A 22,078-nucleotide genomic window follows, 5' to 3' on the forward strand; every position below is an offset into this window, starting at 1 on the left:
AAATTATATTATCTCTGATACTGGCTAAATCAAAATAAAATGTTTTCTAACAGAAACATCAGAGTTCTCGCTTAACTCGTTTTTAAAATCTATTAAAAAATTATTGGCATTCGTGTATCTAATAATGATGGCTCTCTCTTGGTTATTTTTTCACCTAACAAACAATTATTTCAGTGTGATATCTCATATACTAACTTGTCTACAAATTAATTAAACTCAAAACCCAAAAGAGCTAATGATTAGCTTACTAATTTTCTAAGATATAAGGTTTATAGAAGTAAATTATGATAGTTGCGATTGAAATACATTAAAGCATCTTTTTCTTTATTGTTGTTTATTGCTACCACTTCACCAATTAAAACATAATGAGTTGCATGTTCATGCCAACAAATTAAGTTACAATCAAGCGAGGCCAAAGCATCTGATAAACTAGGTGCACCAGTTTTTAAAACATTCCACTGAGCTATGCCAAAGCGTTCAGTTTGTGTAAAGTCAGAACGTCCAGAAAAAGCATCAGCCAATGTACGATGTTTCCCTGCTAAACTGTTGATACAGAAATTACCATTTTCTATAAATAGTTTATTTTCAGGATTATGACGCATTAGACACACAAGAAGTGTGGGAGGATTATCTGATAAAGAACAGCAAGCTGAAACTGTTACTCCACGCTTTCCCTTAATGCCATTTGTCGTTACAATATGTACAGCTCCTGCAAAATAACTCATAGTATTCCGATATTCTTGCGGAGAAACAGTAGGATTCTGTTGAAATTTAGGCATTAAATTTATTGTATGATTTGACATATTTTTACTTATACAGTTTTTAAATTCTTAAAGGATATTTCAATTATACATGATTATTTTTTATGTCATACCACATATATGAGCAATAAAATGCATATTTTATCATACAATATTACATGCTAAAAAGAGCCAACTAAGGAGATCTTAATGGTTCATTCCCCTCTTATTGCACCTTCACTCTTATCTGCGGATTTTTCAAAACTTGGTCAAGAAATATCCGATGTTGTTGATTCAGGTGCAGATTGGCTTCATCTTGATATCATGGATGGCCATTTTGTTCCTAATATCACCTTTGGACCTGATACTATAAAAGCACTACGTCCGTTAAGAAAAGTGGTATTTGATGTTCATCTCATGATTTCGCCTGTTGACCCTTATCTTGAAGCTTTTGCAAAAGCTGGTGCAGATATTATAACCATTCACGCAGAAGCAGGACCTCATATTCATCGTTCACTGCAAATAATCAAAACAATGGGGAAAAAAGCAGGGATTGCAGTCAACCCAAGTACTCCAGAGCATGTGCTTGAGTATTTACTTGATCAATTAGATATCATCCTGATTATGACAGTTAATCCTGGTTTTGGTGGACAAAATTTCATTCCAGAAATGAAAGATAAAATTAAACGTATAAAAAATATGATTGCCAATCGGCCTATTGACCTTGAAGTTGATGGCGGTATCACAGTGGATACAATCGGAACAGCTGCAAAAGCTGGTGCCAATGTATTTGTGGCAGGATCTGCTATTTATAAAAATGGGAATAAAGATCTTTATAAAACACGCATTAGTGAATTACGTCAAGCTGCAACCCTCCTCTCTCATAATAAGGAAAAATTATGATTACGCGTTATTCTCGCCCCCAAATGGTAGCAATCTGGTCGCCAAAAACAAAGTATCGTATTTGGTTTGAAATTGAAGCACATGCTTGTGATGCAATGGCTCAACTTGGTGTGATTCCAAAAGAAGCCGCTAAAATCATTTGGGAAAAAGGTTCAGCTGCTGAATTTGATGTGAATCGTATTAATGAAATTGAAGCAACAACTAAGCATGATGTTATCGCATTTCTTACCCATTTAGCTGAATTTATTGGGCCAGAATCACGTTTTATTCATCAAGGTATGACATCATCAGATATTTTAGATACAACATTAAATGTTCAATTAATGCGAGCCAGTGATATTTTGCTAAAAGATATAGATCAACTTCTTGTAGCACTAAAAAAACGTGCTCTCGAGCATAAAGAAACGATTACTATTGGACGCAGTCACGGCATTCATGCAGAGCCTATAACATTTGGAGTCAAATTTGCTCTTGCATATGCTGAATTTTCTCGCTGTCGCCAACGTATGCTTGCAGCACGCGAAGAAATTTCTACTTGTGCTATCTCAGGAGCCGTTGGTACTTTTGCTAATATTGATCCACGCGCTGAAGAACATGTAGCAAAGGCTTTGGGCATGCGTGCTGAAGCGGTTTCTACTCAAGTTATACCCCGTGATCGCCATGCAATGTTTTTTGCAACACTTGGTGTTATTGCATCATCCATTGAAAGGCTAGCTATAGAAATACGCCATCTGCAACGAACAGAAGTCCTTGAAGCAGAAGAGTATTTTTCACCTGGACAAAAAGGGTCATCAGCTATGCCTCACAAACGGAATCCGGTTTTAACAGAAAATTTAACCGGGTTAGTGCGTATGGTACGTGCATTTGTAATGCCTGCTATGGAAAATGTTGCACTTTGGCACGAACGAGATATTTCTCATTCATCTGTTGAGCGTTATATTGGCCCTGATGCCACCATCACGCTTGATTTTGCTCTTGCTCGACTGACATCCGTGATTGAAAATTTAATTGTCTATCCAGAAAATATGCAAAAAAATCTCAACAAATTCAGTGGCCTTATTCATTCACAGCGTGTGCTTTTAGCACTTACACAAGCTGGTATTAGCCGCGAAGATTCCTATCGAATCGTACAACGAAACGCAATGAAGGTTTGGGAACAAGGGAAAGATTTTTTAGAAGAATTACTAAAAGATAAAGATGTTGCAAAAGCTTTAAGTGAAGAAGAACTTCGCGAAAAATTTGATTTTGCATACCATACTAAACATATTGATACGATTTTTAAGCGTGTTTTCGGATCATAACAAAATTTTATATAAAAAAAAATACACTGCTTTTCTCTTCTTTTGGCCAAAATTAAAATATACTTCAACTAAAAAAAAATCATGAAAGTAAATCAACTCGATATTCTAATTGTTCCTGGTTATAAAGGATCTTGTCCTAACCATTGGCAAACGCGCTGGGAACAAAAACTATCTACCGCTCAGCGTATTCAACAAACGGATTGGTCAAAACCTGTATTTGGAGAATGGGTTAATAGAGTTGAAACAGCTATCATACAAGCTAATAAACCTGTTGTTATTATTGCACATTCATTAGGAGTTCCAACGGCCATTCATGCAATTGTGCATAATGCGAAAAAAGTTTGTGGTGCTTTCTTTGTTGCTCCACCAGATGTAGCTAATCAAGAAATACGTTCAAAACATTTAATGACATTTGGCCCATACCCTCAGAAGAATCTTCCCTTTCCTTCTGTCGTTATTGCTAGTCAAAATGATAAGTTTTGCCAATTTTCATTAGCACAAAAACTTGCAAATGATTGGGGAGCACTATTTGTTGATGCTGGACAATCTGGCCATATTAATGCGGAATCCGGACATGGACCTTGGCCTGAAGGACTGATACTTCTTGCTCATTTTCTAGCAAAACTTTGATATAAATATAGATCCTTTTCAAAAAGGAATTATTTATTATATTGTTACATAAATTAGCTTTTTTCTATTCTCTAAATGATAAAAATTGTGTAGGTGTTACAGCAATCATTGAGAATTACCCTTAATTAGGGTATATTTCCTTTATAAATAATACTCAGACCGCTTAACGAATAGATAATTATGATGAATCGTCGTCGCCGCATTTATGAAGGCAAGGCCAAAATTTTATATGAAGGGCCTGAACCAGGTACCTATATTCAATTTTTTAAAGATGATGCAACTGCGTTTAATGCAAAAAAACATGAAATCATTGATGGTAAAGGTGTTTTAAATAATCGTATCTCAGAACATATCTTCACCCAACTTGGCCGTTTAAATATTCCAACACATTTTATTAAACGCATAAATATGCGTGAACAGCTTATTAAAGCGGTTGAAATTATTCCATTAGAAGTTGTCATTCGTAATGTTGCCGCAGGCTCTCTTTCTAAGCGCTTGGGATTAGAAGAAGGAACTGTTCTTCCACAATCCATTATTGAGCTTTACTATAAAAATGATTCTCTTGATGATCCAATGGTAACAGAAGAACATATCACTGCTTTTGGATGGGCTGCTCCGCAAGAAGTAGAAGACATTATGCAGCTTTCGATTCGCATCAATGATTTTCTCTCGGGGCTTTTTGCAGGTGTTAATATTCAATTAATTGATTTTAAAATGGAATTTGGTCGTTTATGGGAAAATGAAACAATGCGCATTGTTCTTGCTGATGAGATTTCTCCTGATTCGGCTCGTTTATGGGATATGCAAACACAAGAAAAAATGGACAAAGACCGTTTTCGTCGTGATATGGGAGGACTCATTAATGCCTATCAAGATGTTGCAAGACGTCTTGGAATCATGAATGAAAATGATCTTCCACGGCCAAATGGTCCAGTTTTAGTAAAATAAAAACAAAGCAATATTGTTCTGTATTGTTTAATACAAATCCTTAAAAGATGTTCTTTGATAATGGAAAGTAAAAATGAAAGCACGTATCATCGTTACTTTAAAAAGCAGTGTCCTTGATCCTCAAGGAAAGGCGATTGCTAATGCTTTAAACAGTCTAAATTTTGCGAGCGTCCAGTCCGTTCGCCAAGGGAAAGTCTTTGATATTATTCTTGATGATATGTCTTCTGAAATAGCAAAGCAACAACTTGAAGAAATGTGTGAGCAATTACTCACAAATACTGTCGTCGAAAATTATGCTATAGAATTTCTTTAAGCGGATTAATAAATGAAAACTGCTATCATTCAATTACCTGGATTAAACCGCGATCGGGATATGATTGCTGCATTATACCACATAACAGGTGTTGAACCCTTGAAAATTTGGCAAACGGAAGCAACAATCCCAGATGTAGATATGATTGTTATTCCTGGGGGTTTTTCCTATGGTGACTATTTAAGATGTGGCGCTATTGCTGCACGTGCACCAGTTTTACAAGCTGTTCATGAAAAAGCACAAAAAGGCGTCACGGTTATAGGAATTTGCAATGGTTTTCAAATTTTACTGGAAGCTAAATTATTACCCGGCACTTTAATGCGCAATACTTCTTTAAAATTTGTTTGTCGTGAGGTAAAACTCGAAGTAACAAACGCAGATACAAGATTTTCTCGAGGTTATTCTGAAGGAGAAATCATTCGTTGCCCTGTAGCTCATCACGATGGAAATTATTTTGCTGATAGTGATACCTTAAAAAAAATGGAAGATAATAAACAAATTGTTTTCCGCTATGCAGAAAATACAAACCCTAACGGCTCAATTAATAATATTGCTGGTATTGTTAATAAGGCTGGCAATATCCTTGGTATGATGCCTCATCCTGAAAATTTCATTGAACCTGCACATGGTTGTATTGATGGTCGTTTACTCTTTGAAAGTGCTTTAAAATTAGTAAGCTGATCATTACAAGAGAAGCTTGGTAGATTTTTTCTATAATAATTTCAACCGTAACAATAAATTCTAATCCTTGCATCCGATAAGATAACCAACTAAAGTTTTAATTATAGAACGTTAATGGCTTTATCATCTGTTAAATGAAATCTCTGATGATATAAACTGCTAATAACAAGAAAAATAAATACTAAAATTTTGATTAATTTGACGGAATAAAATACTCATGAGCATTCGCAATAATAGTGCAATTACACCAGAACTCATTGCAGATCATGGTATCAAAACCGATGAATATCAGCGCATTTTAGAATTAATCGGCAGAGAACCAACATTTACTGAACTTGGAATTTTTTCTGCAATGTGGAATGAACATTGTTCCTATAAATCATCTAAAAAATGGCTCAAAACTTTACCAACAAAAGGGAAATGTGTCATTCAAGGTCCTGGTGAAAATGCTGGTGTCGTTGACATTGGCAAGGGTCAATGCGTGATTTTTAAAATGGAAAGCCATAATCACCCTTCGTATATTGAGCCTTATCAGGGTGCAGCAACAGGTATTGGTGGCATTCTACGAGATATTTTTACAATGGGTGCTCGCCCCATTGCGACCATAAATGCATTACGATTTGGATCTCCTGATCATCCTCGAACACGCCATCTTGTTTCGGGCGTTGTTTCTGGAATCGGTGGTTATAGTAATGCTTTTGGTGTTCCAACTGTTGGAGGAGAAATTAATTTTGACAAACGCTATAATGGCAACATCCTCGTTAATGCTTTTGCAGCTGGTATTACAACAATAGATTCTATTTTTTACTCAAAAGCACAAGGAGTAGGACTTCCTGTTGTTTATCTTGGAGCTAAAACAGGACGTGATGGTGTTGGTGGAGCCACAATGGCTTCTACTGAATTTGATGATGCAATTGATGAAAAGCGCCCTACTGTTCAAGTAGGTGATCCCTTCACTGAAAAATGTCTTCTTGAAGCGTGTTTAGAATTAATGGCACTAAAAGCTATTATTGCTATTCAAGATATGGGAGCTGCAGGATTAACATCCTCTTCAGTTGAAATGGGTGCAAAGGGAAACCTAGGAATAGAGCTTAACCTTGATAAGGTACCTGTTCGTGAAGAAAACATGACAGCTTATGAAATTATGCTTTCTGAAAGTCAAGAACGAATGCTCATGGTGCTTAAACCAGAGATGGAAAAACAAGCTGCTGCAATTTTTCATAAGTGGGGACTTGATTTTTCTATTATTGGCAAAACAACAGATGATTTGCGTTTTCGTGTTTTGCACCGGAGAGAAGAAGTCGTTAACCTGCCAATTAAAGAGCTCGGTGATGAAGCACCAGTTTATGATCGCCCTTGGATAGCGCCTTCTCCAAAAACTATTCTTAAAGCGGAAGAAGTCAAAGAAGTTGAAAATTTTGGTGATGCGCTCCTGACATTGCTTAACTCTGCTGATCAAAGCTCACGGCGATGGGTTTATGAACAATATGATACACTTATCCAAGGAAATAGTCTTGTCCGTCCAGGAGGCGATGCAGGTATCATTCGCGTAGACAATAATGATAAACGTGCCCTTGCTTTTTCTTCTGATGTAACACCTCGCTATTGTGAAGCTGATCCTTATGAAGGAGGAAAACAAGCCGTTGCAGAATGCTGGCGTAATATTAGCGCCACAGGTGCAACACCATTAGCGGCAACAGATAATCTCAATTTTGGTAATCCTGAAAAACCTGAAATCATGGGACAATTAGTTTTTGCTATTAAAGGCATAGGAGAAGCGTGTAAAGAACTCGACTTTCCAATTGTTTCAGGAAATGTCTCTCTTTACAATGAGACTAATGGAGAATCAATTCTTCCTACACCCACAATAGCTGGTGTTGGCATTATTGATGACTGGTTAAAGGTGGTAACAGTCGGCGGTATGCAAGAGGGGGATACCATTGTTCTAGTTGGCCCTTGCGGTTCACATTTAGGACAATCAATCTATGCACGTGACATTTTAAATATTGATATGGGTACTCCTCCTCATGTAAATTTACGACTTGAAAAAAAGCATGGCCAATTTGTTCGAGATGTGATTAGTCGTGGCTTTATTCATGCTGCTCATGATATTTCTGATGGGGGATTAGCTATTGCTCTTGCAGAAATGGTTATTAAAGCTAGTAAAGGAATTAGAGTTAAATTAAGCAACATGTCACCGTGTCATGCTGAACTTTTTGGAGAAGATCAAGGACGCTACCTTATGGCTGTTAAACCGAGCGCACTTAATAGCCTTAAAGAACTTGCACAAACAAACACGATTTCTTTAACAAAACTTGGCACCGTTGAAGGCGACACACTTGACATAAAAGATACATTATCACTTTCAATATATCAACTTACACAAGCTTATGAAAGCTGGTTTCCAAAATTTATGGGAGAATAAATAGTACATGATGATTAATTTCCATTTCCTGCATACGACTTTTACAAAAATCATAAATAAATAGAGGAAAATAACCATGGCAATGAGTATCCATGAAATAGAAACCCTCATTCGTGAAGGAATTCCCGATGCCAAAGTGACAATTCATGATCTCGCTGGGGATGGTGAACACTATGCTGCAGAGGTTATTTCAGAGAGCTTTCGAGGCAAAAATAAAATTCAACAACATAAAATGGTCTATGATTCTCTTAAAGGAAACATGGGAAGTATGTTACATGCTTTAGCGCTGCAAACACATATTCCTTCATAACCTAAAACTTTCTCCTTGCATTCATTCCATCAGTACGATTAGAATGATAACTGATACAAGTTTATATTCTCAAAGATCAAAATATTAAGAAAATAAAAATGACTACTACTTACGATTTTATTGACAATGAAATTAAAACAAATGATGTCGTTTTGTTCATGAAAGGAACACCAAGCTCTCCACAGTGTGGATTTTCTGGACAAGTTGTTCAGATTCTTGATTATTTGGGATTAGATTATAAAGGAATTGATGTTCTAGCCTCTGGTGAGTTACGTCAAGAAATAAAAAATTATTCCAATTGGCCAACAATCCCACAGCTTTACATTAAAGGTGAATTTATTGGTGGCTGTGATATTGTTAAAGAAATGTTTCAGTGCAATGAATTACAAAAAATTCTAAAAGAAAAAAACATTTCCTTTAGTGCGTCATAATCTCTCTGATTTTGTTAACCTCTTTTGGTCGGTCGCAATTTTTATCAAGGATAAATATGTCACATTGTGTCGACGAACAAATGCATATAGATGCGATCAAATCAAAAATTGGATATAAAGAATTTATTATTATCATTGCAGCGCTTATGGCAATCAATTCCATAGCCATTGATATTATGCTGCCGGCTATGCCAGATATTTTACAAAGCTTACATACTACGAATGAAAATGATCAGCATTATATCATTTCGTGTTACCTGATTAGCTATAGTGCTACTCAAATATTCTTTGGACCAATAAGTGATCGTTACGGTCGACGTAATCTCGTCCTTATTGGTCTTGCTTTTTATTCATTTACAGCGATTGGTTGTGTATTTGTGTCAAGTTTACCTATGTTATTAATTCTGCGTATTTTGCAAGGTATTGGAGGAGCAATGATGCGTGTGCTTACAACTGCTATTATACGCGACCTTTACAGCGGAAAAGAAATGGCAAAAGTGATGTCGATAACCATGATGATTTTTCTTATTGCAGCAATGATTGGACCCGCAATAGGACAAATAATTTTGTTATTTGGACACTGGAAATTTATTTTTATATTTATGGGAATATTCGGCTTTGGAATGATGATTTGGATTCAACTGCGCTTACCTGAAACGCTACATACACAGAGCCCTCTTTCTTATTCCTCTGTAAAAAATAACTTACGGTATGTCATTACTAATCGCACTACGCTGTGTTATACGCTTGCTACTTCTATTATTTTAGGCTGTGTCTTTATATCCGTGAATACATCACAACAAATATATGAAGGAATCTATAATTTAGGATTTTGGTTTCCTGTTGCTTTTGCTGTCGGTGCTGCATTTCAAGCTGTATCATCTTTCTTTAATTCTCAACTTGTCCAATACCTTGGAATGCGGCGTATTGCTCATAGTATGCTCGTGCTGTTTTGCGTCATTTCATTTATTTGGTTTATTGCATCAATCCTAACAGGTGGTGTTGTCCCCTTTCCTTTTTATATGATATTATACTGTACACTGATGTTTGCATGTGGTGGGATTTTAGCTAATTTCAACGCGCTTGCTTTAGAACCTTTGGGGAAAATTGCCGGAACTGCATCTTCTGTAACTGGTTTTTTTCAAACATCCATTGGTACGAGTCTTGGTTTTTTGATTGCACAGCGCTTTAATGAAACAACAATCATCAATTCGGCAGGATTTTTCTTTCTTAGTCTCAGTGCCATTCTTCTTATCCTATGGACTGAGAAAGAGCGTTTTTGTATGAAGGAAATGTCTGAGGAAATATAACTATACTATAAACAAAAGTTCATAGCTTTTTAATTGTACTAAACCTTACTTTAAAAACATCCCTTTGTTGTGTTTTTTATCAGCTAAAATAGGTATATTGACTATATTAAATTAGTTAGTAAATTTTCCAGACTTGGGAAATCCTCTTGGAAGCAAGCGGCCTGCTCCAGCACGTGTCCCCATCCATTCAATAAGCTCATCAGCTTGACGATTAAAACTGCGCTCAGCTGTGTCCTGCCAACTTAACCCTTCTGACAAATTAAAGGTTTTTGCATCAACAACACCACCATCTTTGTAACGCTGTAAACGAACACCTTTACCACGGCTTATTTCTGGTATTTGTCCAATAGGAAAAATGAGCATCTTACGATTTTCTCCAATCACTGCAATATGATCTCCCTTGATCGGAATGCAAAGTTTCACCTTATCAGGAAATTTTACATTCATAATTTGCTTTCCTTTTCGAGTATTAGCAATGACTTCCGTTTCAGAAACGATGAAGCCATTTCCATAAGATGAAATTAAAAGCAATTTCCCCTGTGCATTATGTATAAAAGCTGTCAAAATATCATGCTCATTATCCATATCTACCAAAATACGAATTGGCTCACCATGCCCTCGTCCTCCAGGTAAAGTATTTGCACTAATAGTAAAAAACTTTCCTCTTGTGCTTACTACCACAATTTTATCTGTAGTGAATGCTGGAAATGCCAACTTTAAGCAATCACCTTCTTTAAAAGAAAGGGTTTTGTAATCATTTAAATGACCTTTTAAAGCGCGCATCCAACCTTTTTCAGAAATAACAATAGTTACAGATTCCTTTTCGATCATTGCCTGATAGATATCATTAACATCACGCTTCGGTGAATCTTCAAATGTTGTACGTCTTTTTCCTAAAGAAGTTTCAGGACCAAATTTTTTACGAACTTTTTTGATTTCTTCTGAAATCACTTGCCATTGCTTTACATTAGAGCTCAATAATGCCTGCAATTTCTCTTCTTCATCCTTGAGATTTTCAAATTCTTTACGAATTTCAAACTCTTCAAGCTTACGTAAAGAACGCAATCGCATATTAAGAATAGCTTCAGTTTGATTCTCTGTTAATTGAAAATGTGCAAGTAATTCCTTTTTCGGTTCATCTTCTTCTCGAATAATTTGAATTACTTTATCAAGATTCAAATATGCGACCAAATATCCATGAAGAATTTCTAACCGACAATTAATTTGACAAAGTCTATGGTTTGAACGACGAATAAGAACTTCTTGACGATGTTCAAGCCATTGCTGCAAACTTTCTCGTAAAGAGAGAACATTAGGAGTTTTGCCTAAAGTTAACACATTAAGATTAAGAGGAAATCTTACTTCAAAATCGGTTAACTTAAAAAGTGACTCCATTAAGAGTTCAGGATCAACTGTACGATTTTTAGGAGTAAGCACAATGCGGATATCTTCCGCCGATTCATCTTGGATATCTTCAAGCATTGGTAAACGTCGTGCAAGTAACAATTCCGCTGTTTTTTCAATAAGGCGAGACTTTTGTATTTGATAGGGTATCTCAGTAACAACAATTACATAAAAATTACGGTTACCCGTTTCCTGGTGCCAACGTGAACGTAATCGAAATGAACCACGTCCTGTACGGTAAGCCTCCTCAATACTTTTTTTGGGCTCAACTAAAATGCCACCTGTTGGAAAATCAGGACCAAGTACAAACTGATTTAAGTCCTCATTACTCGCATCAGAATGAGTAATCAAATGCAGCGCTGCATCACATAACTCAGCAACATTATGCGGCGGAATAGATGTTGCCATACCAACAGCGATCCCTGAAGAACCATTCGCTAGAAGATTAGGAAAAGCTCCTGGTAAAACAATAGGCTCTTCATCTTCTTCATTATAAGTTAAACGAAAATCAATAGCATTTTCGTTGATACCCTCAAGTAACAATTCTGCTACTTCGGTCATGCGTGCTTCTGTATAACGCATAGCCGCAGCATTATCACCATCGATATTACCGAAATTTCCTTGTCCATCAATTAATGGATAACGGACAGCAAAGTCCTGTGCCAAACGAACTAATGCATCATAAATAGAGGCATCACCATGAGGATGAAATTTCCCCATGACATCACCTACAATCCGAGCACACTTAGCATAAGATTGTGTAGGGTTAAGTTTTAATAAGCGCATAGCATGGATAATACGCCGATGCACAGGCTTCAACCCATCCCGTACATCGGGTAAAGCACGATGTGTAATGGTAGACAATGCATAAGCCAAGTAACGTTCTTGCAAAGCAGAACGTAATTCTATCAGCTCAATATGTTCCTCATCAATTTTATCAGACATAGTATTAAGATAGAGCCTTTCACCTCAAAAAACCTGCCAGTTCTTACGTTTCTTACATTAATGATGATAAGAAACTAGAGAAATTAATTGACCTTATAAACACAAACCTAAAATAGAAATTTAAATAATCTTTACCCAAATCACATCTATATCAGTGTTATAAAAAGGCCTTACTAGGCATTGTTAACTTTAGGAGAAATTCTAATCCCTAAATCATTCAACTGTGTAGCAGAAACATCAGATGGAGCACTCATTAAAAGATCAAGTGCTTGTTGATTCATGGGAAATAAAGAAATTTCACGTAAATTTTTTACTCCCTGCAAAAGCATAACAATGCGATCAACACCGGCTGCCATACCACCATGCGGTGGAGCACCATAATGAAATGCACGATATAAACCACCAAAACGCTCTTCGACTATTTCTTTAGAAAGCCCAACAAGATTGAAAACCTTCAACATCATTTCAGGAGAATGATTACGAATTCCCCCTGATGCGATCTCATAACCATTACATACAAGATCATACTGAAAGGCTTTGATGGTAAGAAGATCTTGACTATCAACTGCGTTCATTCCTCCCTGTGGCATTGAAAAAGGATTATGCGCAAAATCAATCTTCTTTTCATCTTCATTCCATTCGAAAAATGGAAAATCAACAATCCACGCAAAAGAGAAACATCTAGAATCAATAAGATCTAATTCCTCTCCTATCCGTGTACGTGAAGCACCAGCAAAAGATGCAAATTTCTTCGGATCACCAGCAACAAAAAAACAAGCATCTCCCTCTTCAAGCCTAAGCTGTGTACGAATAGCTTCAGTCCTCCGCTCACCAATATTTTTAGCGATAGGACCAGCGCCTTCAAAATTTTCACCTTCTTTACGCCAAAAAATATACCCAAGACCTGGCTGTCCTTCACCTTGAGCCCACCCATTCATACGATCACAAAAAGCACGATTTCCACCTGTTTTAGCAGGAATAGCCCACACTCGTGCATTTTCATTATTCGCTAAAATTTGAGCAAAAACCTTAAAATCAGAATCATAAAAATGCTGAGAAACATCTTCTATGATAATTGGATTACGCAAATCGGGCTTATCTGAGCCATATTTACGCATTGCTTCATCATATGAAATACGAGGAAAGCTCTGTGTTACAAGCTTGCCATCTGAAAATTCCTCAAAAACAGAACGTATAATAGGCTCCATTGTTGCAAGAACATCTTCTTGCTCAACAAAGCTCATTTCAATATCTAATTGGTAAAACTCTCCTGGTAAACGATCGGCTCGCGGATCTTCATCTCTAAAACATGGAGCTATTTGAAAATAGCGATCAAAACCAGACATCATTAACAGTTGTTTATACTGTTGAGGAGCCTGAGGAAGTGCATAAAACTTTCCTTGATGAATACGGCTTGGAACCAAAAAATCGCGTGCCCCTTCTGGTGATGAAGCTGTCAAAAGTGGAGTTGTAAATTCTGTAAAACCACTGTCTTGCATATGCCGTCTTATAGAAGAAATAATTTCAGTACGGCGCATTATATTTTTGTGCATAGTTACGCGACGTAAATCAAGAAAACGATACTTCAATCGAATATCTTCTGGATAATCAGGTTCACCAAAAACTGGTAAAGGAAGTTCATCAGATTTTGAAAGAATTTCAATTTCATCTGCAAAAATTTCAATTTCACCGGTTGGCAAAGTCGTATTAATCACTTCATCAGAACGTGCACATACTTTACCATCTACACAGATGACCCATTCAGAACGCACCTTTTCTATGATTTGAAAAGCTGAAGAATCAGGATTAACAACGATTTGTGTGATTCCAAAATGATCACGTAGATCAACAAAAAGAATCCCGCCATGATCACGAACGCGATGAACCCATCCCGAAAGACGAACTTGTGTTCCTACATCGCATTTACGAAGAGCGGCGCAATTATGACTGCGATAACGGTGCATATTTTTTGCCTTTAATTGTAAATTTGTTTCATATTGATTACAAACGCTTTTTAAATGCCATTTGTCAAGATATGACCCCAAAGCCCCAGAAAAAAAACCATAAAAGACAAATTTAATTTCTTTTGCTATGGTAAAATGATGAAACTTATTACGAAGACAAAAGATCTTGAAATCGCCATTGCCACTTTGCGCAATTCTGATTTTGTAACAGTAGATACTGAGTTTATCCGTGAGACAACTTTTTGGCCTCAGCTATGCCTTATCCAACTTGCATCGCCAAATGCTACAGCGCTTATTGATCCAATGGTTCCGGATATTGATCTACAGCCATTTTTTGATTTGATGATAGACAAAAACATTGTCAAAGTTTTTCATGCTGCGCGCCAAGATATCGAAATTATTTATCATCTGGGAAGAATCATTCCCTTCCCTTTATTTGATACCCAAATTGCAGGAGCAATTTGTGGATTTGGTGATTCTATCTCCTATGATCAAATTGTACAGCGTTGCACCGGACAGCATCTTGATAAATCATCACGCTTTACAGATTGGAGCTGTCGCCCCCTTTCTGAAAAACAAATACTCTACGCACTTGCTGATGTTACCTATCTTAGAGACGTTTATCTTTCATTGAAAAAGCAGTTGGAAGAAAGTAAACGCTTTCATTGGATGGACAATGAGATGGCAATTCTTTCAACACCAACGATTTATGATATTCCAGAAGATGAAGCGTGGAAGAAAGTGAAAGGAAGAGTTAAAAAACCTTGTGAATTTGCCATTTTACAAAAAATAGCAGCTTGGCGTGAATATGAAGCACGGAAATATAATGTTCCACGTCGCCATATCATAAAAGATGAATGCCTTATCGAAATTGCGATCCAAAAACCGAAAGACGAATATGCATTGAAACGTTTGCGCAATATTAACAAGAGTTGGCATCATCCATCAATGACGCAGACATTAATCAAAACTATTCATGAAAGCTTAAAAATCGACACCTCTACTTTACCTGCTCTTCCTAAGTACAATCTTATCGGTGATAAAACAACTGCTGCAATCGATCTCCTTAAAGTGTTATTAAAGCTCGTTGCGAATAAAAATAATATTTCACCGACAATTATTGCAACTTCCAATGATTTAGAAAAAATCGCCACGAGAACCATGACTCAAAATATTCCTACTATGAATGGTTGGCGTTATGAAATCTTTGGTCAAAAAGCTGAACAAATGTTAGAGGGGAAATTAGGATTTTATTTTCACAATGGACAAATAATAATGAAAGATCTTGAATCTGTAGAAGAAATCTTTACGTGAAAATGTATGATCAACATACATAAAAACGTAAATCTATTATAGACTAGTTCTAACTTGGATTTGATTTAGCTAAAAAAGCTAGCAATATAAACAATAAAAATCCATCACACTTAAATCGAAAAAAATTCTATTCCTTTTTAAAGGGTGTTTCGAACTGGTAAACTTCATCAAAATATGGTCATTAATTTAGTCACGCATATTCTATATTCTCTATTAATAAGATGGTACTCAATTTTTACCTATGTCAGATAATCAATAATTAATTTTACTTTACACTATGCACAGCAATGAAAACTGTCTTCATTTGCAAATTGTCTTTAGAAGTAGCTTGTATTATAATGAATTTTATTACAGAGTAATGAAACATATGATCTAAGTTGTTCTTTTTTAGACAATCCATCCGGAATTTATATACTATGGCTGATCACAACATTCTTCATCTTCAAAATGACCGTGGCTATAAAATAATTGAAATTGGTGTAAAAGAATTTATGTGTGTAGGTGCTACACAGCCATTCGATCATCCTCACATTTTTATAGACATGGGAGCAGCTGATGAAAAGATTTGCCCTTATTGCTCAACCCTTTACCGCTATAATCCTTCATTACAGTATAATCAAACCAACCCAGCAGGGTGCACATATCATGTAAATAATATGCGGTAATCTATTTCTATTTTCCTAATAGTGAAATGTCCATGCACCAATCACCAGTTATCGTTGGAGCCGGTATTGCTGGTTTAAGTTCTGCTTTAGCACTTGCTCATAAAGGAATTGCAAGTACCATTATCGAAAAACGTAACAAACTTGATAGTGACGGTTCTGGTATCCAGCTTACCTCAAATGCAACACGTATTCTTGCTCGCTGGGGAATTCTTAACCAACTTATCGAAGTAGGTGTTCAGCCTCACTTTCTTGAATTGAAAGATGGTGTATCTTTACAAACACACCTGCATGTTGACCTTATCAAATTATCTATAAAACATTGGAAGGCTCCTTATATTACAATTCATCGAGCCGATTTACAGAAAATTTTATATAATGCTGTTATTAAAAACTCTCTTATCAAACATAAACTAGGTGAAAATATTATATCAGCTACTCAAACTGCAACAAATGGCATTAATATAGAAACCATAAAAACCGAAAGATCAACCAAAGCACAACAACACCAATTTTATTCAACACCACTTCTTATTGGATGCGATGGTGTTTGGTCAAAATTACGACAATTGGCACCTTTTCATGAAGAAGCGGATTTTAGTGGTTTCATCGCCTGGCGTGCCACAATACTCTCTGAAAATCTTCCCGAAAGCTTCCGTTCTTTATTACAGGATATAGAAACAATTACTGCCTGGATAGGACCTAAAAACCATCTTGTTATTTATCCTATTCAATCAACAAAAATTTTTAATTTTGTAGCGATTACTCATGGAGAAAATCTAAAAAAAGAATGGAAACAGAAAGGACAAAAAGATAAACTCAAATCTCTCTTTAATAGCTGGAATCCTAAAATTCTTCAAATTTTTGACTATATTGATGAGTGGAGCTATTGGCCACTATTTCAAATGAAACATGATCGCTTTTTAGGCTTAAAGAATCAAGTGTTTGTTGGAGATTGTGCACACGCAGCTCTTCCTTTTGCAGCACAAGGCGCTGCTATGGCAATAGAAGATGCTGCCACATTAGCAGAATTGCTCTCTTGCAATAATCTTTCATTTATTGAAGCCACTTCACTCTACGAAACAATACGCAAACCACGCATCACAGCCGTCAAAAAACGTGGAGACTTTAATAGACTGATGTATCATGCAACGGGGCCTTTAGCCATCGCACGTAACTTCATCATGAAAATCCGCACATCTGAGAATATTATGTCCAGTCTTGATTGGCTTTATAGTCATGACGCAATGAACGTAACAAACAACCCCGCAGTAAAAAACTTATCCGATATGAACTACAAATAACTTTAATTAACGGTTATTCTTATCAATAAACATAAAAAAACATTTGCACCATTTTTCTGTTAATTCAACTCTACATCAAGAACACCGTGAAGCGTTTTCATAGCACGCGCTACATTTAAGTTCACCTTATATCGCTTGGGAAGTACGACCTCTACTTCTCGTGATCCATTTTCTTGAATCAAAATAATTCCTATTTCTCCATTACCACCGGAATTTAAATTTTGTTCAATTTGTGAAAGCATATCAACCTTGTTTATAAAAAGGCGCATCATTTTATGATGTTGTACTGCTTCTTCTTCCAAGTCTTGAGCTGTCTCAAGACGTAAACTAATTCCGTCAAAACGGTTCTCTGCACTCACTGTAATGATAAAAGATTTTCCAGGTTCTAGCATCCTTTCATAGGCAATAAGCCCCTCAGAAAACATAACCGTTTCATACTGCCCACTTGTATCAGAAAATTGGATAATACCTATTTTTTTACCAGATTTTGTTTTACGAATTTGTTTTGTCACAACAGTTCCAGCAAGACGAGCAGCTGTTGCTCCACCTTTAACCGCAGTGGAAAAATTATTCCAAGTCTGAACACGTTTTTTAGCAAGAATAGTTTGATATTCATCTAATGGATGAGCAGAAAAATAAAAACCTATAACCTGAAATTCATGATTAAGTTTTTCTGCCAAAGACCAAGGAGTTGCCTGTGATAAAATAAAAGGCTCTTTTGGCCCATCCATCATCCCGAATATATCAGTCTGCCCACTAGAATTGTTATCAAAAATACGAATAGCACGCGCGTTTAGCGTTTCAATACTTGCTAATAAGACTTCACGAGCAATACCAAAACAATCAAAGGCACCAGCATAAATCAAACTTTCCATTGCACGTTTATTAATAATACGAGGATCAATACGCCCACAAAAATCTTCTAAATCCTTAAAAGGTTTATTCCCACGGCAAGCAACAATGTGATCAACAACTGAATCTCCTACTCCTTTAATAGCAGAAAGAGAATAATATATGCAATTTTCTCCAATTTCAAAAATGCGATGCGATGTTTGCACACAAGGTGCAATAACTTTAATTCCTAGTCTTAATGCTTCACGCCGAAAATCATTTAATTTATCGGTATTTATCATATCATATGTCATAGAGGCAGCCAAAAACTCAACCGGATAATGTGCTTTCATATAAGCTGTTTGATATGAAACGATTGCGTAAGCAGCAGCATGCGATTTATTAAAACCATAATCGGCAAATTTTGCTAAAAGATCAAAGATCATGTCAGCTTGATTCTTATCAATACCACGATCAACAGCTCCACTCACAAAGCGTGTACGCTGTTTTTGCATTTCTTTATGAATCTTTTTTCCCATAGCTCGGCGTAATAAATCTGCTTCCCCAAGTGAATAACCAGAAAGCTCTTGAGCAATTTGCATAACTTGTTCTTGATAAACAATAACACCTTGTGTTTCTTTAACTAAATGATCTATTTTAGGATGAATAGAAGTGATTTTTTCTTGCCCATGTTTACGTGCATTATATGTTGGAATATTCTCCATCGGACCAGGGCGATAAAGCGCTACAAGCGCAATAATATCTTCAATACAATCTGGTTTCATCCCAATAAGCGCTTTACGCATACCAGGACTTTCAACTTGAAATACTCCCACTGTATTACCACGCGCTAACATGATATAAGTTTCTTCATCATTAAGAGAAATACACGACAAATCTACTTTTATACCCTTTCGTGCAACAAAATCGACAGCCATTTTTAAAACAGTAAGGGTTTTTAAACCAAGAAAATCAAATTTCACTAACCCAGCTTGTTCAACATATTTCATGTTAAATTGGGTAACTGGCATATCTGAGCGTGGATCACGATACATTGGTACCAATTCCGATAAAGGTCGATCACCAATAACGATCCCTGCAGCGTGAGTTGATGCGTGACGATAGAGTCCTTCAAGCTGTAAAGCTATATCCAACATACGTCCAATAACGGGCTCTTTTTTTGCCTCTTCTGCAAATTTGGGTTCATCTTTAATTGCCTGTGCCAATTCAACATTATTTCCAGGTGTAGCAGGAACTAACTTTGTAAGATAATCAACCTGACGATAAGGCACTTCCAAAACACGACCAACATCACGTAACACTGCACGTGCCTGTAATTTACCAAATGTAATGATCTGAGCTACTTGATCGCAACCATATTTTTGCTGAACATAGTGAATAACCTCTTCACGTCTATCTTGGCAAAAATCGATATCAAAATCCGGCATAGAAATACGATCTGGATTAAGAAAACGTTCAAATAAGAGAGAAAAGCGCAACGGATCAACATCCGTAATAGTGAGTGCATAAGCAACAAGTGAACCAGCACCAGAACCGCGACCAGGACCAACAGGAATACCATGAAATTTTGCCCATTTTATGAAGTCAGAAACAATAAGAAAATAACCAGAAAACTGCATACGTGTAATAATTGCAATCTCATAATCAAGCCGCTGCTCATAATCTGCGAATGTATAGCCTTCAGCCAAACCAATTGTTTCAAGGCGTATTTTCAAACCATCTTTTGCCTGATTTAACAATTCTTCATCTTCTTCTAACGCAGCATTTGAATCTACAGATCGCTCTGTAAAACGAGGCAAAATGGGACTTCGCATTGGTGTAAAAGCATGACAACGTAATGCAATTTCAACACTATTGTCTAAAGCTTCTGGAAGATCAGAAAATAATGCAACCATTTCATCTTGTGACTTTAAATAATGATCCGGTGTCACACGTTTGCGATTTGGATTAGAAACAACTTGTCCTTCCGCAACTGCCATCAGTGCATCGTGAGCTTCATATCCTTTTCTATTGAGAAAAAAAGCTTCATTAGTTGCAACAAGAGGAATCTGATGCACATAAGCCAAATCAATAAGCTCAGCTTCAACTTTTCGATCATAAGAACCATGGCGTTGTAATTCAATATAAAGACGATCACCAAAAATCTTCTTCAAATCTATTAAGCACTCAATGGCCCACTCTTTTTTATCTTCTGCTAAAGCCAAATTAATGGGACCACCTGAACCACCAGTCAAAGCAATAATGCCTTCACTTTGTGATAATAGCCAATTAGCTTTAATATGAGGAAAATTACTGTTTTGCTTATCAAGATAAGCACGACTCACAAGACGAACCAAATGAGCGTAACCTATTTTGCTGGCAGCAAATAGCACGATAGAGGGAAAATCCGCAGGATGGTGATACTTAGCTAAACGTGAATGATCATTTTTATCACCAAAATCAATAGCAATCTGACATCCGATAATAGGTTGGATACCCTCAGCAAGACAATATTGTGAAAACTCCAATGCACCAAACAAATTATTCGTATCTGTAATAGCTATCGCTGGTGCATTATCAGAAACCGCGTGTTGAATAATCTGTGGAATTTTTATAGCTCCTTCAAGAAGTGAATAAGCTGAATGTACCCTCAGATGAATAAAACGAGGAAGGGTATCTTTTTTATTTAGTGTGATTCCCTTCTCTTTTAGCACTCTCACAATTTCCCATCACCAAATAAATGCCAAACCATAACTCTCATCTGTTCCATAACTGGAAAGAGCTTAATTATTCATACCAACCTATGGTTTTAAAATTACCGCATATTTGAAAAATATTCCAGTTCTATTCATATTAAGGTACCATCCAAGAATAAACCTTACAAACAATCATAGAAATATCACATTGATATTCTGGATAGTTTTTTAGTGCTCTTACATTTTCTGAAAACATCATGCTGTTTTTTATACTTAATAGTTTGATATAATTTATCTTTTTAAGATTACAGGCACTTAGTTTTTATTTTATTATCTCTAATCTTTAAATTAAAAGTCAATTTTATTCGACTTGCATATCTTTAAATTTTGCTAACTTCGCTTAAAAGAAAAATCTTTATAAGATTAAAGACAACAACCTACCTTGCTATAAAAACTGCATTTTCTCTTTAATTTCCTCTAAATCTTTGATAGTGTCACGTTTTAGTTGATTTTGAATAAATATTTTCAACTTTAGGTATCTTCACTAATCAAATCTCATAATTTATATTTCTTATCAGCTTTAATTAAAGTAAGCATATGTCTTGGTTGTATAAAATCGGCTACGGTCTTGATGCATCTGATTCACTTGATAGTCCTTATGTAATTATAGTTTAATGAAAATGAGATTGCTAACGTAGTGATATTAGTCATTATAGAATCAGCATTTTGTGCCTTGTTCTAAATTAATAATATTCAAAATAATGTTTATTATGTAAAGAAATCAATATAAATCACCAATTAAAATTGTCTAATAAAAACATTAAAAACCCTGTCCTCAGGGGAAGATGTAAAACATAGTTTCTGGTAGACCTACCAACATCATAGTGGGAGGGATGTTTTAAAGGAAACAAAAAAATGAAAATGAAACTGTTTTTATTTTTCTTTAGCCTATTACTGAATATTCAT

Annotated in this window: 17 protein-coding genes; 13 read left to right on the forward strand and 4 right to left on the reverse strand. The window is 36.0% G+C overall.

The features are described from left to right. Positions 1-269: 269 nt before the first annotated feature. Positions 270-803, reverse strand: coding sequence for a flavin reductase family protein (locus H710_RS04640; protein ID WP_041849661.1), 534 nt, complete (start codon positions 801-803; stop codon positions 270-272). Positions 804-950: 147 nt separating this feature from the next. Between H710_RS04640 and rpe the strand changes: the two genes are divergently transcribed. The 10 genes from rpe (at position 951) to H710_RS04690 (ending at position 9,992) form a co-directional block, all read left to right on the forward strand. Further along, the gene (gene rpe / locus H710_RS04645) at positions 951-1,643 is read left to right on the forward strand and encodes a ribulose-phosphate 3-epimerase (protein ID WP_041849662.1); all 693 of its coding nucleotides are present in this window, start codon (positions 951-953) and stop codon (positions 1,641-1,643) included. Continuing rightward, a complete protein-coding gene (gene purB / locus H710_RS04650) occupies positions 1,640-2,944 on the forward strand; it encodes an adenylosuccinate lyase (protein WP_041849663.1) in 1,305 nt (434 codons plus the stop codon). Before rpe ends, purB begins: the two co-directional genes overlap by 4 nt. Before the next feature lie 81 nt (positions 2,945-3,025). Further along, positions 3,026-3,574, forward strand: coding sequence for an RBBP9/YdeN family alpha/beta hydrolase (locus H710_RS04655; protein WP_041849664.1), 549 nt, complete (start codon positions 3,026-3,028; stop codon positions 3,572-3,574). 183 nt (positions 3,575-3,757) lie between these two features. After that, positions 3,758-4,522 carry a phosphoribosylaminoimidazolesuccinocarboxamide synthase gene (purC, locus tag H710_RS04660; protein WP_041849665.1) on the forward strand — a complete coding sequence of 255 codons (765 nt, stop codon included), beginning with the start codon at positions 3,758-3,760 and terminating at the stop codon, positions 4,520-4,522. Positions 4,523-4,595: 73 nt separating this feature from the next. Further along, positions 4,596-4,835 (forward strand): phosphoribosylformylglycinamidine synthase subunit PurS, encoded by a 240-nt coding sequence (purS, locus tag H710_RS04665; RefSeq protein WP_041849666.1) that lies wholly within the window; start codon positions 4,596-4,598, stop codon positions 4,833-4,835. 12 nt (positions 4,836-4,847) lie between these two features. Then, entirely contained in the window at positions 4,848-5,516 is a 669-nt protein-coding gene (purQ, locus tag H710_RS04670; RefSeq protein ID WP_041849667.1) for a phosphoribosylformylglycinamidine synthase subunit PurQ, read from the forward strand. A 217-nt stretch (positions 5,517-5,733) separates the two neighbouring features. Beyond that, entirely contained in the window at positions 5,734-7,941 is a 2,208-nt protein-coding gene (gene purL / locus H710_RS04675; RefSeq protein WP_041849668.1) for a phosphoribosylformylglycinamidine synthase subunit PurL, read from the forward strand. A gap of 76 nt (positions 7,942-8,017) precedes the next feature. Further along, on the forward strand, positions 8,018-8,251 hold the full coding sequence (locus H710_RS04680) for a BolA/IbaG family iron-sulfur metabolism protein (RefSeq protein ID WP_041849669.1): 234 nt from the start codon (positions 8,018-8,020) through the stop codon (positions 8,249-8,251). 98 nt (positions 8,252-8,349) lie between these two features. Continuing rightward, on the forward strand, positions 8,350-8,682 hold the full coding sequence (grxD, locus tag H710_RS04685; RefSeq protein WP_041849670.1) for a Grx4 family monothiol glutaredoxin: 333 nt from the start codon (positions 8,350-8,352) through the stop codon (positions 8,680-8,682). A 56-nt stretch (positions 8,683-8,738) separates the two neighbouring features. Next, positions 8,739-9,992, forward strand: coding sequence for a multidrug effflux MFS transporter (locus H710_RS04690; protein WP_041849671.1), 1,254 nt, complete (start codon positions 8,739-8,741; stop codon positions 9,990-9,992). Positions 9,993-10,103: 111 nt separating this feature from the next. Here the strand turns inward: H710_RS04690 and parC are convergent, their stop codons facing one another. Together parC and aspS are read right to left on the reverse strand one after the other, a co-directional pair. Then, positions 10,104-12,341 carry a DNA topoisomerase IV subunit A gene (gene parC, locus H710_RS04695; protein WP_041849672.1) on the reverse strand — a complete coding sequence of 746 codons (2,238 nt, stop codon included), beginning with the start codon at positions 12,339-12,341 and terminating at the stop codon, positions 10,104-10,106. Positions 12,342-12,514: 173 nt separating this feature from the next. Next, positions 12,515-14,305 (reverse strand): aspartate--tRNA ligase, encoded by a 1,791-nt coding sequence (gene aspS, locus H710_RS04700; RefSeq protein WP_041849673.1) that lies wholly within the window; start codon positions 14,303-14,305, stop codon positions 12,515-12,517. Between the two features lie 135 nt (positions 14,306-14,440). On the opposite strand from aspS, the gene rnd reads away from it, so the two are divergent. From rnd to H710_RS04715, 3 genes are all read left to right on the forward strand, one after another. After that, the gene (rnd, locus tag H710_RS04705; protein ID WP_041849674.1) at positions 14,441-15,619 is read left to right on the forward strand and encodes a ribonuclease D; all 1,179 of its coding nucleotides are present in this window, start codon (positions 14,441-14,443) and stop codon (positions 15,617-15,619) included. 416 nt (positions 15,620-16,035) lie between these two features. Continuing rightward, positions 16,036-16,284: a zinc-finger domain-containing protein gene (locus tag H710_RS04710; protein WP_041849675.1), complete on the forward strand. Its 249-nt coding sequence runs from the start codon at positions 16,036-16,038 to the stop codon at positions 16,282-16,284. Positions 16,285-16,316: 32 nt separating this feature from the next. After that, positions 16,317-17,585: an FAD-binding protein gene (locus H710_RS04715; protein ID WP_041849676.1), complete on the forward strand. Its 1,269-nt coding sequence runs from the start codon at positions 16,317-16,319 to the stop codon at positions 17,583-17,585. A gap of 59 nt (positions 17,586-17,644) precedes the next feature. Here H710_RS04715 and dnaE read toward each other — a convergent pair whose 3' ends face one another. Beyond that, on the reverse strand, positions 17,645-21,130 hold the full coding sequence (gene dnaE / locus H710_RS04720; protein WP_041849677.1) for a DNA polymerase III subunit alpha: 3,486 nt from the start codon (positions 21,128-21,130) through the stop codon (positions 17,645-17,647). Between the last annotated feature and the right edge of the window lie 948 nt (positions 21,131-22,078).

Origin of the sequence: Bartonella bacilliformis Ver097 (assembly GCF_000709795.1) — a bacterium.
Taxonomy (GTDB): Bacteria; Pseudomonadota; Alphaproteobacteria; order Rhizobiales; family Rhizobiaceae; genus Bartonella; species Bartonella bacilliformis_A.

Bases quoted from the DNA above. Each gene is read 5' to 3' on its own strand.
- H710_RS04640 (WP_041849661.1), bottom strand. From the start codon at position 803: ATGTCAAATCATACAATAAATTTAATGCCTAAATTTCAACAGAATCCT.
- rpe (WP_041849662.1), top strand. From the start codon at position 951: ATGGTTCATTCCCCTCTTATTGCACCTTCACTCTTATCTGCGGATTTT.
- purB (WP_041849663.1), top strand. From the start codon at position 1,640: ATGATTACGCGTTATTCTCGCCCCCAAATGGTAGCAATCTGGTCGCCA.
- H710_RS04655 (WP_041849664.1), top strand. From the start codon at position 3,026: ATGAAAGTAAATCAACTCGATATTCTAATTGTTCCTGGTTATAAAGGA.
- purC (WP_041849665.1), top strand. From the start codon at position 3,758: ATGAATCGTCGTCGCCGCATTTATGAAGGCAAGGCCAAAATTTTATAT.
- purS (WP_041849666.1), top strand. From the start codon at position 4,596: ATGAAAGCACGTATCATCGTTACTTTAAAAAGCAGTGTCCTTGATCCT.
- purQ (WP_041849667.1), top strand. From the start codon at position 4,848: ATGAAAACTGCTATCATTCAATTACCTGGATTAAACCGCGATCGGGAT.
- purL (WP_041849668.1), top strand. From the start codon at position 5,734: ATGAGCATTCGCAATAATAGTGCAATTACACCAGAACTCATTGCAGAT.
- H710_RS04680 (WP_041849669.1), top strand. From the start codon at position 8,018: ATGGCAATGAGTATCCATGAAATAGAAACCCTCATTCGTGAAGGAATT.
- grxD (WP_041849670.1), top strand. From the start codon at position 8,350: ATGACTACTACTTACGATTTTATTGACAATGAAATTAAAACAAATGAT.
- H710_RS04690 (WP_041849671.1), top strand. From the start codon at position 8,739: ATGTCACATTGTGTCGACGAACAAATGCATATAGATGCGATCAAATCA.
- parC (WP_041849672.1), bottom strand. From the start codon at position 12,341: ATGTCTGATAAAATTGATGAGGAACATATTGAGCTGATAGAATTACGT.
- aspS (WP_041849673.1), bottom strand. From the start codon at position 14,305: ATGCACCGTTATCGCAGTCATAATTGCGCCGCTCTTCGTAAATGCGAT.
- rnd (WP_041849674.1), top strand. From the start codon at position 14,441: ATGATGAAACTTATTACGAAGACAAAAGATCTTGAAATCGCCATTGCC.
- H710_RS04710 (WP_041849675.1), top strand. From the start codon at position 16,036: ATGGCTGATCACAACATTCTTCATCTTCAAAATGACCGTGGCTATAAA.
- H710_RS04715 (WP_041849676.1), top strand. From the start codon at position 16,317: ATGCACCAATCACCAGTTATCGTTGGAGCCGGTATTGCTGGTTTAAGT.